Source organism: Paenibacillus sp. TSM33 (genome assembly GCF_056099025.1).
Genome location: NZ_JBLZXB010000022.1, coordinates 50,346 through 67,157 on the forward strand (window position 1 = coordinate 50,346; position 16,812 = coordinate 67,157).

The 16,812-nt window shown below is 44.7% G+C and carries 11 protein-coding genes; 2 read left to right on the forward strand and 9 right to left on the reverse strand.

The window, feature by feature from the left end; all coding sequences use genetic code 11:
* Positions 1 to 85 precede the first annotated feature (85 nt).
* Positions 86 to 2,077 (reverse strand): excinuclease ABC subunit UvrB, encoded by a 1,992-nt coding sequence (gene uvrB, locus ACN6NF_RS22555; RefSeq protein ID WP_013373322.1) that lies wholly within the window; start codon positions 2,075 to 2,077, stop codon positions 86 to 88.
* A 208-nt stretch (positions 2,078 to 2,285) separates the two neighbouring features.
* Here uvrB and ACN6NF_RS22560 point away from each other — a divergent pair, with 208 nt between their 5' ends.
* Together ACN6NF_RS22560 and ACN6NF_RS22565 are read left to right on the forward strand one after the other, a co-directional pair.
* Positions 2,286 to 3,113 carry a flagellar motor protein gene (locus tag ACN6NF_RS22560; RefSeq protein WP_474319654.1) on the forward strand — a complete coding sequence of 276 codons (828 nt, stop codon included), beginning with the start codon at positions 2,286 to 2,288 and terminating at the stop codon, positions 3,111 to 3,113.
* Positions 3,097 to 3,912: a flagellar motor protein MotB gene (locus tag ACN6NF_RS22565; RefSeq protein WP_474319656.1), complete on the forward strand. Its 816-nt coding sequence runs from the start codon at positions 3,097 to 3,099 to the stop codon at positions 3,910 to 3,912. The genes ACN6NF_RS22560 and ACN6NF_RS22565 overlap by 17 nt, the downstream gene beginning before the upstream one ends.
* Positions 3,913 to 4,143: 231 nt before the next feature.
* On the opposite strand, the gene ACN6NF_RS22570 is transcribed toward ACN6NF_RS22565, so the two are convergent.
* From ACN6NF_RS22570 to ACN6NF_RS22605, 8 genes are all read right to left on the reverse strand, one after another.
* Entirely contained in the window at positions 4,144 to 4,371 is a 228-nt protein-coding gene (locus tag ACN6NF_RS22570; RefSeq protein ID WP_474319657.1) for a Spo0E family sporulation regulatory protein-aspartic acid phosphatase, read from the reverse strand.
* Positions 4,372 to 4,665: 294 nt separating this feature from the next.
* Positions 4,666 to 6,069: a DNA-binding protein gene (locus tag ACN6NF_RS22575; protein ID WP_474319658.1), complete on the reverse strand. Its 1,404-nt coding sequence runs from the start codon at positions 6,067 to 6,069 to the stop codon at positions 4,666 to 4,668.
* Between the two features lie 261 nt (positions 6,070 to 6,330).
* Positions 6,331 to 7,728 (reverse strand): helix-turn-helix domain-containing protein, encoded by a 1,398-nt coding sequence (locus tag ACN6NF_RS22580; RefSeq protein ID WP_019688759.1) that lies wholly within the window; start codon positions 7,726 to 7,728, stop codon positions 6,331 to 6,333.
* A gap of 214 nt (positions 7,729 to 7,942) precedes the next feature.
* Positions 7,943 to 12,007 (reverse strand): glycosyl hydrolase, encoded by a 4,065-nt coding sequence (locus ACN6NF_RS22585; protein WP_474319661.1) that lies wholly within the window; start codon positions 12,005 to 12,007, stop codon positions 7,943 to 7,945.
* Positions 12,008 to 12,432: 425 nt separating this feature from the next.
* The gene (locus ACN6NF_RS22590; protein WP_165079715.1) at positions 12,433 to 12,816 is read right to left on the reverse strand and encodes a hypothetical protein; all 384 of its coding nucleotides are present in this window, start codon (positions 12,814 to 12,816) and stop codon (positions 12,433 to 12,435) included.
* Between the two features lie 272 nt (positions 12,817 to 13,088).
* Complete coding sequence (locus ACN6NF_RS22595) at positions 13,089 to 13,646, reverse strand: class I SAM-dependent methyltransferase (protein ID WP_474319663.1); 558 nt, start codon at positions 13,644 to 13,646, stop codon at positions 13,089 to 13,091.
* Between the two features lie 181 nt (positions 13,647 to 13,827).
* Positions 13,828 to 15,141, reverse strand: a complete 1,314-nt coding sequence (locus tag ACN6NF_RS22600) for a serine protease (protein ID WP_474319664.1) — start codon at positions 15,139 to 15,141, stop codon at positions 13,828 to 13,830.
* 164 nt (positions 15,142 to 15,305) lie between these two features.
* Positions 15,306 to 16,772: a S41 family peptidase gene (locus ACN6NF_RS22605; RefSeq protein WP_474319665.1), complete on the reverse strand. Its 1,467-nt coding sequence runs from the start codon at positions 16,770 to 16,772 to the stop codon at positions 15,306 to 15,308.
* Positions 16,773 to 16,812: the final 40 nt, after the last annotated feature.

Below are 16,812 nucleotides of genomic sequence, written 5' to 3' on the forward strand. Positions count from 1 at the left end.
ACCACATCGGCCGTCCTCACTATTTCTTAAAAGCAATCAAGCATTGTATTATCAATATGTTGTGCTTCTAGCTTATTAACAATGTTTAATCAGCCCGCAACTCCAGCAAAGCATCACGCAACTCGGCAGCCCGCTCGAACTGTAGATTCTTGGCCGCATCCTTCATTTCTGCTTCCAGGCGCTGAATGAGGGATTGACGCTCCTTCTTGGAAAGTTTACCCGTCTCATTAGGAAGGTAATCATTCTTGGACTCTGCTGTCTTGGTTGCTTCAATGACATCACGAATCTTTTTACGGATGGTTTGCGGGGTAATCCCATGCTCTTCATTGTATTGAATTTGAATCGCACGGCGACGTTCTGTTTCCTTAATCGCTTTATCCATAGAATCGGTAATCTTATCGCCATACATAATAACACGTCCGTCACTATTCCGCGCTGCCCGTCCGATCGTCTGAATCAGAGAGCGCTCAGAACGCAGGAAGCCTTCTTTGTCCGCATCCAAAATCGCAACCAGCGATACTTCCGGCAAATCGAGACCTTCCCGCAACAAGTTGATCCCGATCAGCACATCGAAGGTTCCCAGACGAAGATCCCGCAAAATGGCCATCCGCTCCAAAGTCTTAATCTCGGAGTGCATATACCGAACCTTGATGCCCACTTCTTTTAAGTAGTCTGTCAAATCTTCAGCCATTTTCTTCGTGAGTGTGGTGACCAGTACCCGTTCTTCACGTTCTATGCGCTGACGTATTTCATTAATGAGATCGTCAATCTGTCCTTTGCTCGGACGCACCTCAATAATAGGATCAAGGAGACCGGTAGGACGAATAATCTGCTGCACCATCGTATCGCATTTTTCCATCTCATACGGGCCTGGAGTAGCCGATACATAAATAATCTGATTCACTTTGTCCTCGAACTCTTCGAACTTCAGTGGACGGTTATCCAAGGCAGATGGCAAACGAAAACCATGTTCAACGAGAACATTTTTACGCGCCTGGTCCCCGTTATACATCGCACGAATCTGCGGCAATGTAACATGAGATTCGTCGATGACGATCAGCATATCATCTGGAAAATAATCCAACAGTGTATATGGTGTTGCTCCGCGCTCGCGGAATGTCAGTGGACCCGAGTAGTTTTCGACACCGGAACAAAAGCCAACCTCTCTCATCATCTCGATATCATAGCGGGTTCGTTGCTCCAAACGTTGCGCCTCTAATAGCTTCCCTTGCTCCTTCAGCTCTGCTAAGCGCTCTTCTAACTCACGTTCAATGTTGACCAGTGCTACCCTCATCGTATCCTCATGGGTAACGAAGTGAGATGCCGGGAAAATGGCGATATGCTCACGTTCACCGATCAATTCACCTGTAAGCACATTAATTTCGGTAATCCGTTCAATCTCATCTCCGAACAGTTCTACCCGGATCGCGTTTTCTCCATGGGAAGCCGGGAATATCTCAACAACATCCCCCCGTACACGGAAAGTACCCCGCACGAAGTTGATATCGTTCCGCTGATATTGAATATCGACCAAGCGGGACAAAATCTGATTGCGGGGTTTCTCCATGCCGACTCTAAGCGAGAGCAGCAAGCTTGAATATTCTTTCGGGGAACCCAAACCATAAATGCAAGAGACACTCGCTACAATAATAACGTCACGACGCTCAAACAGAGAGCTTGTGGCTGAGTGGCGAAGTTTATCAATCTCCTCATTGATGCTGGAGTCCTTCTCAATATACGTATCGGAAGAAGGGATGTACGCTTCCGGTTGGTAGTAATCATAGTAGCTGACAAAATAATCGACGGAGTTGTTGGGAAAGAATTCTTTAAACTCACTTGCCAGTTGAGCAGCCAAAGTCTTGTTATGTGCAATAACCAGCGTAGGCCGATTCAGCTTGGCAATGGTCTGAGCGATGGTATACGTCTTACCTGTTCCCGTAGCACCCAATAGAGTTTGATGCTTCTTTCCTTCTGCAATTCCCTCTACCAATTCAAAAATGGCCTGGGGTTGATCGCCTTGAGGTTGGAATTCCGACTGAATTTCAAAAGTCTTATCGCTAACAACGATATCACTCATTGCCCTGCATCACCCTTATCGTCTAAAATGGAAACATCATGTTTTTACACTAATCGAGCTTTAACGTCTTTGCCTGTAATTCTATGTCGATATTTCCCGAGCAATGATACTTGGGAAATATGGTTGAATAAGAATGTTTGTTCCCGTATTATACCTCTTTCTTACCGTGGATGCAAACGATAAGTCTTGAATAGGAGTGAATTAAATTTTGGATATCACCATCGTATTGGGCATCATCGCCGGAATCATAGCATTAATCGGTGGCTTCTTATGGGAAGGCGGCGAATTCACAGGGCTGCTACAAGGCACATCAGCTCTGATTGTATTTGGCGGAACTTTCGCCGCAGTTGTTATCAGTTACCCTGCCTCCAAGCTGAAGACGATACCCACCGCTCTGCGGATGGCTTTTAGTCGTGAGGATAATCCTACGGAGCAATATATAGAGGATTTGGTTTCCATGGCCGCCACCTCCCGCCGATCCGGTGTGCTTGCGTTAGAACGTATATCATCGGAGCATCCGAATGCATTTTTGCGGGAAGGTCTTCAACTAGTCATTGACGGCACTGAACAGGAACAGATCAAGCAAATTTTAGAACTAGAGTTAGATGCTATTGGGCACAAGCATGAGGGGTACGCCAAAATATTTGAATCGGCAGGCGGCTATGCCCCTACGATGGGGATTATCGGTACGGTCATGGGTCTGATCCATGTACTTGGCAGCCTAACCGAGCCTACTGCGCTCGGGCCGTCGATTGCTGTGGCTTTTATCGCAACATTATACGGCGTTGCTAGCGCCAATCTGATCTTTCTGCCCATCGCGTCCAAAATAAGAGCAGCCAGTGAAAATGAAATTATCACGATGGATTTGCTGCTGCAAGGTATTCTGGCTATCCAAAACGGAGAGAACCCTAAGCTTGTACGCAAGAAGTTGGAGTTCTTTATCCGCTCAGAGCAAAATATAGATCGCAAACCGCCTCGTCGCTCACGTACAGAGAGCGCTACTCCAAAGGAGGACTTCCATGAGAGCGCGCGCTAAGCGCCGTGGGCGTCAAGGTGGCGGCGGAGACCAACGGGATCGGTGGATGATTACCTATGCCGATCTGATCACCCTGCTGCTCATTTTTTTCGTCGTGATGTATGCTATGAGCAGTCTGGATGCTAAGAAATACGATGTCGTTGTTCAATCCCTTCAGGATACGTTCCACAAGGGAGATTCTATTTTGGAGCAAGGCTCGGGCATTACGGGGACTGCCGATCGTTACACCAGCAAGAACCCACCCGCGACCAAGCAACCGGCCTCTAATAAAAAAGAAGCGGGATCAACCAAGCTTACCGAGCGTGAACAAGCTTTTCGCAAGCAGGAAAAAGAACTGCAAAACCTAATGGGTGTCATCCAGGAATATATTACAGACAACAAGCTACAAAACCAGATTTTCGTATCCGATCAACCGCGCGGCATTGTCATTACGCTGAATGACCGCTTTCTATTCGACCAAGGCAGAGCGGCACTCAAGCAGGGCTCTGCAAACACGCTATCCAAATTAGCCAGTCTGTTCCGGGATTTAAAAACACCGATTAGCATTGAGGGGCATACGGACAATATTCCATTCACCCGCTCCTCCAACTCATCGGCCTACAAGGACAACTGGGAGCTTTCCGGCGCTCGTGCACTGTCTGTACTTCGGTTCTTTATCGACCGAGAGCAGCTATCCCCCTCAGGATTCCAGTATGCGGGTTATGCAGATACCCGTCCGGTTGGTGACAATAGCACCGAAGCAGGGCGACAAAAAAACCGCCGTGTCGAAATCACTGTGCTGCGTCAGCTCCAGCAGTAAAACCCAAAAACCTCCCGATTCACGCCATAACGTGAATCGGGAGGTTTTTTGAGATGTATCCTCATGTTACATGGCTTCCGCTCTGATGTAGACGCAGAACAATAAACTGTACGAACAACGTGGATAAGGGCGGCGTACGAGATGTAATAGAGATTATTTTGTTTATGCTATATCTCACTATGTATAGAAGCCAAGGTGAAGTTAGGTTTTATCTTGTCATGATGCTTGATGTTAATAAGATAGGACGAGCTCGTGTTGCTTCTCTTGGATCTGTGAACTTTGGGGTACACTCTGTTGTCTACGATAGCTATATTTCCAATCACTGTACTTATTAAGGAGACGATCCAACTCCATAGACTTGGCCAACACCCGTCGATCCTTCAATCCCACTTCTTTCGCCAAATCATTTAATTCTTTTCGCTTTTCTTCGATGCACTCCTCCAATTGTTGCCATTTCACATCAATAAACCTCCTGTTCGGTGTGGTATTTACATTAGTTTACAGGCTGATACCTTCCCCACAGGTTAAAAATATAATAAAACCCATTTCATCCCTTTAGCGGAATACATCAAAAAACCAGCCTTACCAAGACTGGTTTTTTGCTAAGTCCATTTACTTATAAGCTTCCCCTGATACTAACCTAGAAGTAAATATAACATGATTATAATTCAGCCACCTCTACCGTGGCTTGAAACTGTAATCTGTGAACCATTACCAATTGTAATATTATGAAGATAAGACAGATTCCCAATATTACTGACTACTATTAGAGAAAGCAAGAGTGAAAGAAAAACCTTCTTCATCTTTGCACACCCCCTTAATAATAGATTTATAAATTTCAATTTGTACTTCGTCACATAAAGCTCTAAGATTTTCGAAGAAAACCATACTCTGGGCAAAACTCTCTACATTTTTAAGAAAGAATGATGTCTGAATACATTGTAAAATAGCATTTATTGCATCCTTGTGTCTCTTATTTCGCCTATAATAAATGGCTAATTGAAAATTAAAATTATAATAGTCATCCATAAATATTACGTCTTGAGTACTTCTGAAAGTATCAATAAACTTGATAAATTGATCTAAAATGCTGTCAACCGAGAAGAAATTTCTATTAGCCGATTCCAAAATATTCACAAGCCCTGGTAATATCTCATCATTATTGTTCTCTAATAAGTTTACATATTGAGGGAGCACAGATGTATCTCCTAACAGTAAATCAAGTGTATAAGAGTTCCCCATAGACCATACCTTAAACTTTTCCACTTCTCTTTTCCCAACGGTGTCTAAACCCTCAAACCAACTTAGATCGGCATACTCAGCAACAATTTTTTTCGCCTTCTCATAGTCGCCAATTTTTTGTAAGGCATAAGCTTTCATAAGTAATCCTTGCCCATAATATACTACTAAATGTCGTTCGGTTTTTACCGGTACATAACTCCTGTTTTTCCGAGCTCTTCTTTTATTTTCCTCTTCATATATAATTTTAGATTGCTCCCAAAGCTCATCACTGTGTGTAATTGTTTCTTGCCATTTATGTAGTGAGGAATATATATTTGTTAGGTGCAATAATCCGTCCAATTGATGACACTCTGGCAACCGAAAACGAAAAGGCTCAAATTGAATAGCTGCCTTTAGATTTATTTCAGTATTCTCACCAATTTTTGCACGAAATAATTTATAATGACTGATCGCCAAGCGTTCTGAGTGCTGATATTTTTCATTTTCAATTACACACTCATAGAAAGGAATTGCCTCCTGTAGCTTTCCCCCATCATATAGCTCCTCTGCCAAAGCAAAGATCGTCGGGATGTGATTAAGATCCTCCATTAAGCGTGAGAGCACTTTCTCCACGCATTGCAGGTTTCCTACTTCAACACAGCGTATAAGGAACGGCTTAACTCTTTTCCAATGTGGTCTTCCATCATAAAAACATTCATCCACATACAGGTCATACAACCAGTCTTCGGGATAATTAAGCGCTTTAGTGATCAAGTCCATTTGTCGTACGGAGATAGGCTTAGGCGGATTTCCGTTAAGCATAGCACTAAAAATGCCCCGATTAAGACCCGTAGCTTGTCCAAAACTATTAAAAGTATAGCCACCAAGTTTTAATTCTTTCTCAATTTCCGAACGAATCGTGGTTGCATTTTCCAATAAAAACACCCCCGGCGTATTCAGATGATTTTAAAAAATCACCCTCCTCGACAATCAATTACAATATACTAGAAATTATATGAATAAATTGGATGGGGGTCAACCCTTTATTCTACACCATTTCAATATATTATGGAATTTAATGTGTATAAAAATCCTCACAGCGGATATTCACTAATTTTTTTCAAACAATTTAGTCCAATAAACTAAAAGAGCTATGTGATCTTCTGCTTTAGGTACAGAAACATAGCCCTTTTTGCTCTAAGAGGTCATTTGCCTCGTATTATATTCCACTGCTTTTATCGCTTTTTCATATTCTGTCCGTTGTTCTTCAGTCGAATGATCCTTATATTTCTCAAACAATAGCGTGATGGACTTGATATAATAAGTTTTATCGTTCAACTGAGAGGATGCTTCTAAACTAATCAGCATATTGTTTATTGCCTCGGTGTAGCTTCCCTTACTAAAAAAATATCGACTAAGTTCAAGAAAAAAACGAGAATATGTCAGCAGACTGTTGTTGGTATGATAATACGATATATTTGTACGTAGCTCCCTAAATTTATTAATATCCTCGGCGAAAAGGACCAAAGTATCATCTACTGAGTAACTGTAATTATTGGCCGATTCTATAATGGTTAATAGACCTAGTAATATTTCCTGTGGATTATCCCTAATAAGTTCAACATAGGCAGGCAGACTATCTTTATCCCCCATCAGAATTTGTAGATTCAATCGATTGGCTTTCCCCCATATTTCGAATTTCTCTGCTTCTATCATTCCAACCTCATCCAGGCCTTCAATCCGAGTTAGATTTTCATAGTAAGGTATGAACTTCATAGCTGCTTCATATAGTCCTTGTTTTTCTAAGGAATTTCCCTGCATTAAATAGGCTTGACCATAATAAACGATTAGATGTCTTTCTGTATTGAGACGTGTAACTTCACGATTTTTCGCCCTTGCTTGAGCCTGGTCCCAAAAAATACCTGTGACTAATACTTCAAGTTCTTTCGCATAATGTATAGCCATGTCATAATCATAAAATTGGAAATTTGTATTGGTCAACTTCAACAAAGCGTCTAGTTGATAATTTTCGGGAAGGTTCTTTGGAAACGGTGCAAACCTTATAGCTGCTTGCCGATTATTATCCAAATCAGAATTTAGAGAATAACAAAACAGCCTATACTGGCAGATTGCCAGCCGCTCCGAATGGTAATATCTTTCGTTCTCTACCACACACTCGTAAAAAGGGACAGCTTCATTTTTCTTTCCCACTTTATGCAGTTCTTCTGCAAACTCAAATACCGTTGACACATAGGACCAGTCTTCCGTTAATCTCGACAATACCTTTTGAATACAGTCCTTCCTTCCTAAATCTACACAACGCAATAAAAAAGGCTTGATCCGTTTCCAGTGTCCTTTCCCCTCGTGAAAGCATTCATCTATGTATAACTCATACAGCCAGCCATCGGGATATCCTAGTGCCTTGGTAATCAGGTCCATCTGCCGAACCGAAATCGGCTTGGGTGGATTACTGTTCAGCATGGTGCTAAATGTACCACGGTTAATTCCAGATATTTTACTGAAGCTGCTAAATGTATAGCCTCTCTGCTTGAGTTCGGTCTCTATCGTCGAGCGGATCGTAGGTGTATGTTCCATTTCAATCCCCCTCTTAACTAAAAAATATATTTTTCGTCTTTTCTAACATTATGAGGTAATTTTAGTTCGTGATTTCTTTAATCTGAATATAAAAGTCAAACATATCCCTTCCTTCGTTATCCATTTTAAAGTTATAGAGGCTCTGTACAAAAAAATGAGCAGAGGATACAACCCCCCTGCTCATTTCAGCAATGTTTTAGATCGAACATTTATCTTAATTAGCTGTCGGCTCGGTTCCCCAAACAAGTACGCCGTTATGATACAAGGTAACTTTAGGATGATCGGCATATGAGGTTTGCGTGCCTTTATACGAATAATCGTCACTTTCGTTATAGTTCGACCAGTCTGTCTTATGAATACGGGTTTGGATATCGCCCGTGCTTCCTTCAGGTGCTAACACGCCTGCATCCGAATTGAAGCTGACTTCCAAATAATAATCGGCACCGGTTGCAGCCTTCTCCATTTTAACCAGTTTACCGTTCAGCTTCGAGCAGCTCAGCGTCGCATAGTCGCAGTTGAATGTCTGCTCACGGTCACCATCGATTGTGTAGTAGTAGCGAATTTTCAACTCGCTGATCGGTACGGAGGTTGTGCCTTTGTTTACAATTTGGAATTGCGGATTGAGGTGATTATCGTTCATCTTAGTATCTGCTGTGCGATACTGGAGCAGCAGTCCTGTTGTCGGCTGCTGTGTATCCGCTTTTGGCGCTGCGCTAGCGGTGTTCGACAGCGTCTGTCCTGCATCGTTCTTCGCTACGACTTGGTAGTAGTACGTCATGTCTGCCGTTACAGCTGTGTCAGTGTAGCTACTGCCATATACATCACTCACTACAGTGGCGAACGCGCCGTTTTCAGCCGTCGAACGCTTCACTTCATAGCTTTTTGCATTCGCCGATGCTGTCCAGCTTAGCGATACTTTCGCCGTTTCGCCCGCAGCGTTCAGCGTGAAGCTGCCCGGTACTGACGGCTGCTCGGTAATGCCATACGTTTTTAAGTTCGTTGGAAGCTCATCAAGCGTAATAACGTTCGGATGATGATACACTTTTTTCAGATGCTCAAGGCTGTTTTGTTTACCGTCTCTCAGGAAATCCCCATACCATGTAGCGAACCAGCTCCAATGGGCTTGATACGCCTTCATTAGATCAGGGTCTGGGATCGGTCCGTTTTCGCTCATGGCAACTAACTTTTTGTCCTTGCCCAATGTAACAAGGTCTTCGTATTTTGCAATTTGCGGGCTGTAATCACCTGCTTGCGGATAAGAGTCAAAGCTCAAAATATCCACATATTCGTCTCCAGGATACCAGTCCGGAGCAACAGAATTCCATACCCATATCAGATTGTTCAATTTGTGCACATTCGTCAATCGGTCGTGCATTAAAATATACAATTTTTTAACAGGTTCAGGGCCTTTGGCGCCCCACCAGAACCATTTGCCTTCTGCTTCGTGCAAAGGACGGAACAGGACAGGAACCTTCGCATCCTGCAGCTTCTTCAATTGCGCTGCGATCACATCGATATCGCGAATAAGTAATTTATAATCCTCGGACTCTGGATGGCTCATCGCATATTCTATATCAAATGTGGTCGAATCGGCATAGAAGCCTCTCCACCATTCTTTTCCCTGCGTATCGATCAGACCTTTCGGAGCGTTCCAGTGCCATGCAAAGGTAACGATGCCTCCTTGCTTATCCCATGCAATCGCCTTTTCCGCCTCTGTGGAACTAAGACCGTGTTCCGCTCTGCTTGGCGAGTAGTCGATCAGGTCAAGCGCTGCAATCGCCGGCTTTTTACCTACATTGGCTTGAAGCCAATCAATTTCGTTTATTTCCTCTTGACCAGAGAGCATATTCTTCCCATATTGGTCAACCAGGTAGTTCATCAATGCTTTTGCTTCTACCGTCGCATTCGGATTGGTAAGCGTTTTGGTTACCGCGTGAGGTGGGCGGTCAGCAGCAGGCTCCAGTCTGACGTAGTCGATATCGTACCAGCCCCAGCCTGTTTCAAAACCGATCGTATTCGCGCCTGCATTCAGCAGAACCTTGCCTCCAGAAGTTTCTTTAAAATCAGCCGTTTTTTTAAGCACCAGTTCGCCAAACGCTTTGCCGTTTAATGAGAAATTCGTGCGTTTGTCATCATGAGGAGAACGGTAGCCGATTGTAAGATTGTACAAGCCTGCCGCGGGAGCCTGAATCGTCATCGCCAGGGAATCCCCTGGATTGTGGAAATTCGTTACATAACCAGTACCAGAGAAGCCGCTCCCGCTGGATTCCACAATAGTTCCCTTCAGCGTGCCTTCCTCGGCTTCATAGCGAGCGGGACCGTTTACAGCTATCTTCGGAACCGCTTTCAAAATAGTGGATTCGCTCGATCCCTTATTGGTTTTGGCGGTTACTTTGTAATAGTATGAAGTACCGTTTGTTACGTTAGTATCCGTATAGGATGTTTCGGTCAAGTTGGATGCTACAGCAGTAAAAGGGCCGTTTTCACTCGCTGCCCGCTGTACACTGTAGCCCACAACTCCGCTGGAAGCGTCCCAGGACAAATGGACTTTCCCATCGCCTGCCTCTGCCTTCAGCTTAAAGCTATCAGGATTTTCCACTGGTGGCACAGACGTATCTTTGCCAGCAGTCAGCACGATATGATATGCCGTCAAAGGCGGTACGGTATAAGTAAAACGGTTACCTGAAATTTGCGTGATTGGCGCTGCTTCTTTAATTTGTGAACTATTTTTATCGAAGCCCCATACTTTACCGGAGCCGTAAGTCGTCGCGCCAGCAAGATCAAATTGAGCGTCGAATGCGCTGTCCATGCTTTTGTTCATGACCACGAGGTGCAGTTCCTTGTCGGCTGCATTTGTTATGGAAGCATGCACGGAGCTGTTAACAATATCCGACGTTTGCGCACTAACACTGGTGTCCCCGAAAGTAGAGTTTTTTCCGTCATAATTGCGGTAAAGCTTGTAAGCGGCACTAACGTAGTTGTTGACACCATCCTTTAACTTCCAGTAGTTTGCCATATAAACATCGTTTTTGCCCAAGATGCCGAGCACATCGGTCATCGCAATCCCGCCGGAAATATCATTTTCGCCGCCATAGCTATACTCGGTCAAAGCCAGTTTGGTCCCCGGATAATACTTATCCACCGACTGCTTCAATCGAGGTAGTATGGGCAAAAAGTCGCTGTTCCATTGAGCGATCCAACTATCTTCCTTATAGGTCGGGTCCCACAAGGTGCGAGGTGCCTGCATTCTGGCTTTCTTCGTTTCGTCATTGCCTACCTCATTCGTAATTCGTATGCCTCCGCCCATCGCTTCGGGATACCAGTGTACGTCGAATACATCCAGCAATCTCTTGCCTTCGGCTTGCGAACTAAGGCGCATTTGATCCAGGTAATAGTCTACGAACCAGCTATAATTGCCTTTTACAGAATCCCAATCAGGTGCAGTTTGAAGATCTTTATAGGCTCCAAAACCGTAAAGAACCGGTCCAAAAATTTCTGCTCCCGCATCAACCGCTTTTACAGCTTTGGATAAACTGACTGACCGGTCTATCAGCTCTTTCGCTCCGACCTTCTCACCATGAATGCGCGGATGCGTGTGCGACCAAAGAGCGGGTTCATTGTCGAGCGCATATCCTTTCACACCCGTCTTCATTGAGGCAGCGCCGTACTTGTTCACTAAAAAATGGACGAACTCATCCACATAGACCCGATTGTCATTAAGGTCAGGCTGTAGTTGGAACGGTGCATTCTTGGCGTTTACGACCTGATTCCAACGAGCGGAAGGGGCCTTTTCACTTTCCTGCACACTTCCGTTTCCATCCTTAGCCACATAACCGGCCATCGGCAACGTAACTAAAGAATAAGTGCCGTGCTTCAGCGATTGGTCATGAAACGAAGTCGTCACCGCTCCTGGCTTTTCACATTCGGCTTGTGTCAGGCCACCATTACTGCATAAATAGTTATCGCTAGATTGCTGCCAGTCACTTCCTGCATTGGACATATTGTTTTCCCAGTTGTATCCCGTCATTCGATTGCCACCAAGTCGTCTGGCAGCCATATTTTCATCACCTGCCAAATCCTGATTTGTACCGTATATATAAGGGCTAATAGGCTTACGATCCTTGGATGTATCTACTTTAATAGCAATAGTCTTTGCCGTTTGACCGTGAACCACAGCTGGAGCAGGTAAAGCCCCCCCTACTATCATCGTGCAGGCCATGACGACAGGCAGCCATTTGGAACGTTTGAACAGAATACTACTACTATTTTTCACTCTCATACCACTTTCCTCCTTTACATTTGAAAAGAGCAGCCCCATACAAGTGCCGCTCCGAAAGGTTTTAAGGCTCCTAAATCCAAACGGGTTTATCGTTCCGGCACAGCGTCGCCTTACTCTAATCCATAGATTCATTTTTTATAGATTCGTGCTTAAATTCCACCCATCGAAGCTCCAAGTAGCTGGTTGATTACACTCTCCTCTCCGTCCGAAATCAGAATTGCTCGGATCTTCAAATGTTGTAATACTGCTTTGCTATACGTTTTACCGACCAAATCTTCATATCGAACCATTTATGGGACGTAATGTCCATATTCTTAGATTATTCCAAATGCCCATATAGCAGAACATTGACTAGAGTTAACTTATTAAATAACTTTATAGCCTGAATATAAAAAAAGCCCCTTATCTAAGGGGCTTTTTTATCTCTACCGTACTTTGTCCTTTTGGATAAGCTCATAGTAGATCCGTGCTGGCTCGGCATCTCCAGTGGATAAAATGTATTCTGCCAAAGGTGCACACAGCTTTTGGAGATAAAAGGAATACAGCAGTTCAGCCGTGTCAAAATGAATGTTCAACACTCGTTTCATCAGTTCTTCAAATTTGTTATAATCCAGTTCTTCCGGGCTAATATCAAACGGGTATTCTGGAAAGGCTTTTTTTTGAATCTCAACAAATTGTTCCTTAAGTTTGGGTTGATTACCTGATCGTGCAGCCGAAAAATTCATCATAAAAAAGGATACAAAGTCTGTCTCACGGTCGCTTAACCCATAATACTCACACCAGCGCATGAACATCAACGGTTTTACCATATATAAATCTCCTTTAACAAAAGTTCAGATTTATTATGAATCCTACAAAAGTCTAAGAGGTTCCAACTTATGTAATATATAGGTTAAGCCCCATTTTAAAATATGATTCCTTAAATGAATTTTGCCATTTAACATATCCCTTATCTTATATTTCCATAAAAGTGGACAACAAAAAAAGACCGTTTCAGCATTTTAATGATGCTGACCAAGTCTTCTATTCATCCGCATATGGGTATTCGTATTTATTCTAATCCTCTACATTACCTGAGAAATCACAAGCTGCAAGTGAACACATAGGCTGGCGGAACATTATAATTCACCTTTTTAATCTGGATATCTGCAAAAAAAGTACGGAAGAAATTGTGCTTAACCTTGCTGTACTGGAACGTAATAAACTTGCCCTCCTGACCCAACACCTCGGCCGTTTGTCCCAAAATAAGGCTGGATAACGCAGCGGGTAAGCTGGTGAAAGGGAGCCCCGATACGATATAATCGACTTTCGAGACATGATACTGTTTCATGTACCGCGCTACATGCTCGGCCGATCCATGAATAATGTGTACCCTCTCCAAGTGTCCATATTTGCTTTGTAATTTTTTATAAAACGATTCATTAGCTTCAATCACTAACAGTAACGTTTCTGGACGCTTGTTCAAAATCAACTCCTGTGTAAACACACCGGTCCCTGCTCCATATTCAATAATGCACGAAGCTTTGTCAAAGTAAATCGGTGTGGCAATTTGCTTGGCCAGTTGTCTTGAGCTGGGTATAACAGCGCCTACGCTGCGTGGGTGCCTGATGTACTCTCGAATAAAGTGAATCGCGTTCATCTTTTCCTCTCCCTGCTTGACACACATGATAGGCATTCGGTTTATCAATGTTTCCCATTACATATTCATTGTATACCGATGAGAATATTGATTTCAAGCAGGCTGCTGTCGCTATATACAAAAGGGGGTAGCCTTATTCGACTCTAATCAAATAATGACCACCCTCTTGTTGTGGTATCTATTAGTCCATGGTGTCCAAATGCGTACCCTCTGCCTTGGATGCTTGTCCAGCTTTGCGCCGTCGTGCGCCTATGTGCATGGCCACAATTCGGTAGATGGAGGCCGGCTGTATAGATACGGCCCAGCCTGCGTCTGCATCCGGTGCAAGCACGACCCCTAGCTGATGATGATCGCCATCGTACATGCCTCGCTGTACAAACTTGCTCTCACCTTGCAGATTGCGTACCTCCAGCTTACAAAAAGCAGAGTTGATCCGCAAGGCCTGATGCAGCTCGGCACGACTGTTCACAACCAGGCCATTCACACGGTAAATGGCTTCACCCGGCAGTATGCCCATAGCTGTCGCCGGACTATCTGGCAGCACAGCAAGTACACGCATCCCTTGCTCTGGATGTACAAACATCGGGCTAAGACGGCTTTCCTCTATATTACCGTACCAAATCAGCGCCTCATGGGCCAAGAAGGAGAATAACGCTGCCAGCAAGATCAGCGGACTCCACCAGGCCGCCAATAGGCTTAGCAAAAGCAAAGCCACACTGTACAGGAGCAATCGGTTCGAAGTAAGTACTGCCTTCTGTCGGGGTAACTGGCCGAGCGTCACACTGCTAAAGCCCATCAGGACTGGCAGAGCTGCTAGCATATACCCTGTTCCGGCATCGCTGCCGAACAAAGGTGTCCAGGGGAGCATGAATCCTCCCTGAGCGGGTACCAGTAATAGCAACGGAATAGGCCAGAGATCCTCCATGCGATAGCCACCAACCAATCTCCCCCGTTTGCCCTCGACAAACAGCGGAGTAGCTGCCTTTCCTCCTTGCCAGCGAACCAACAGCGCTTCAGCCACATGCAGCACAGCGACCAACACTAATAGTGCTGGAATATCCAATCCGCGGATGGCTGCTACCGATGTCCCGAGCACTCCCCCAGGCTGCCAGCCACTGGCTACGTTCAGAAAAAATTGAACTACACCTAGCAGACCAACCGAATAAGCAAGACATAGGTAGCGGACGCGTACCAGCATGAGCAGTAATGTGGTAATCCACACGCACACGATGGAAGCCGGGGTCAGATGCACGCTGACGAACATTCCTAGAGCGGATAGCGCCATCCCGGCAAGCAAGCCACTCCACACGACACGCCAGGTCTCGGCAGCCCAGCTATGTATTCTGGTATGAAATAGCTTGCGCTCCAGCAGCATTTGCCGACGATAGCCAAGCGCGACAATGAGTATCGAGATATAATAAAACGGCTGCGATAGCAGATACAAGCAAGCATTCAAGACGCTCCATCCCCATTGTAATGCCCATTCCAAGTCCATTCACACTCCTTATGCCCCTGGCCCGCTGTATAGCGGATCACGTACATTTCATATCCATTTATTCTATATGAAATTGCCAACGTAGGGAAGACAAACCGACAGACTGCAAATATATCCCAATAAAAAAGGAGGCTGTTTCCAGCCCCCTTGTTGTAGCCTCACTATTATTTCGCTACGTTTGTCTTCATTTCCTTCCGAATCTCTTCAATCCCCTGCTTGAGTTGATTATCATTTTTCGGATCGCGAATTTTTTCAATCAGCTTGGCTTCCATTGCTGCTGCTGTCTTGGCATCAATGATGCCGTTAGCTGTCAGCTTCGCCTCTTTTTGAAAAGCCATAACAGAGCTTTCAGTCACTTTGTCAAAATAGCCATCCTCGCGACCTGGTTTGTAGCCCAAGCCTTGCAGAATGATTTGTGCATTTTTCACATCACTGCTGTTCATATTGTATTTCAAGGACTTTTCCTTGTTCAGCGGTGCTGCCGTAAAGTATTCAGGCTGTTCCACCGCCAGATCCGGCTTAATCCCTTTTTTATGAATCCATGTTCCATTTGGTGTTAGCCATTTGGCAATTGTGATTTTGAGCAGGCTGCCATCACCCATTTGCTTGTCATAGCTGGTCTGTACAGTACCTTTACCAAAGGAGTTTTCCCCGATCAACACTGCGCCAGCGGATTGCTGGAGAGCACCTGCCAGAATTTCGGACGCACTTGCGCTACCTTTATTCATGAGCAAAGTCACCGGATAATTTTTGCGTGAACCTTTGGATTTCTCTTCTTCACGCTTCTGATTTTTGTCTTCCACTTGTACAATCGTTTTGCCGGAAGGTACAAATTGCTGTGCAATATCAATGACGACAGAAAGCACCCCACCTGGGTTATTACGCACGTCAATGACGAGTCCTTTAAGCCCTCGTTTCTCCAGCTTGGCTAACTCTTCCTTGAAGCGTTCTGCCGTATTTAAGGAGAACTGGGTGATCGTAATGACACCTACACCACCGCTTTCCATATGAGCCGTTACAGTTTCCATATCAATGTTGTCACGGGTAATCGTGTATTCAAGTGGATCTGGAGAACCGTTACGCTGAATTTTGACTTTTGCATGACTGCCCTTTGGTCCACGAATTTTGGAAACGGCCTTGTTCAGATCCAATCCGTCCAGTGTTTCACCGTTAACAGACAGTATAATATCCTTAGCGCGTAGACCCGCCTTTTCAGCCGGAGAGCCTTTAATTGGTGTAACTACGACTACTTTCCCATTCTCAGCAGCTACTTCGGCTCCAATCCCGGTAAAAGAGCCTTCTATGGATTGCTCGAACTGCTGTGCGGTTTCTTTACCCATATAAGAGGAATACGGGTCGCCAAGCGACTCCATCATTCCATTGATGGCGCCATCCACTAGCTTGGTGCGATCCACATCCTGATAGTATTGTCCCTGAATTAAGTCCATCGCTGTCTCAATTTTGCGAATATCACTTCTGGAGGAGGAACTGCTCCCTGTTACACTCGCCAGCAGCCCCTCGCCTAGAGCGCTATTCCCTACTGTGGTTGTTCCAGTATAAGCAAAAGTGAGCAGACTGCCGCCAAGCAGCCCGATCACCATCAAGAGTACCGCTGTACTTTTTTTCAACATCTAATCGTCCACCGCCTTCTCTTTATCTTGTATCCTATTT

What these genes read in the sequence shown, in the direction of transcription:
- ACN6NF_RS22590 (WP_165079715.1), bottom strand. Translation starts at nt 12,816, where the DNA reads ATGGTAAAACCGTTGATGTTCATGCGCTGGTGTGAGTATTATGGGTTA.
- uvrB (WP_013373322.1), bottom strand. Translation starts at nt 2,077, where the DNA reads ATGAGTGATATCGTTGTTAGCGATAAGACTTTTGAAATTCAGTCGGAA.
- ACN6NF_RS22565 (WP_474319656.1), top strand. Translation starts at nt 3,097, where the DNA reads ATGAGAGCGCGCGCTAAGCGCCGTGGGCGTCAAGGTGGCGGCGGAGAC.
- ACN6NF_RS22595 (WP_474319663.1), bottom strand. Translation starts at nt 13,646, where the DNA reads ATGAACGCGATTCACTTTATTCGAGAGTACATCAGGCACCCACGCAGC.
- ACN6NF_RS22605 (WP_474319665.1), bottom strand. Translation starts at nt 16,772, where the DNA reads ATGTTGAAAAAAAGTACAGCGGTACTCTTGATGGTGATCGGGCTGCTT.
- ACN6NF_RS22600 (WP_474319664.1), bottom strand. Translation starts at nt 15,141, where the DNA reads ATGGACTTGGAATGGGCATTACAATGGGGATGGAGCGTCTTGAATGCT.
- ACN6NF_RS22580 (WP_019688759.1), bottom strand. Translation starts at nt 7,728, where the DNA reads ATGGAACATACACCTACGATCCGCTCGACGATAGAGACCGAACTCAAG.
- ACN6NF_RS22585 (WP_474319661.1), bottom strand. Translation starts at nt 12,007, where the DNA reads ATGAGAGTGAAAAATAGTAGTAGTATTCTGTTCAAACGTTCCAAATGG.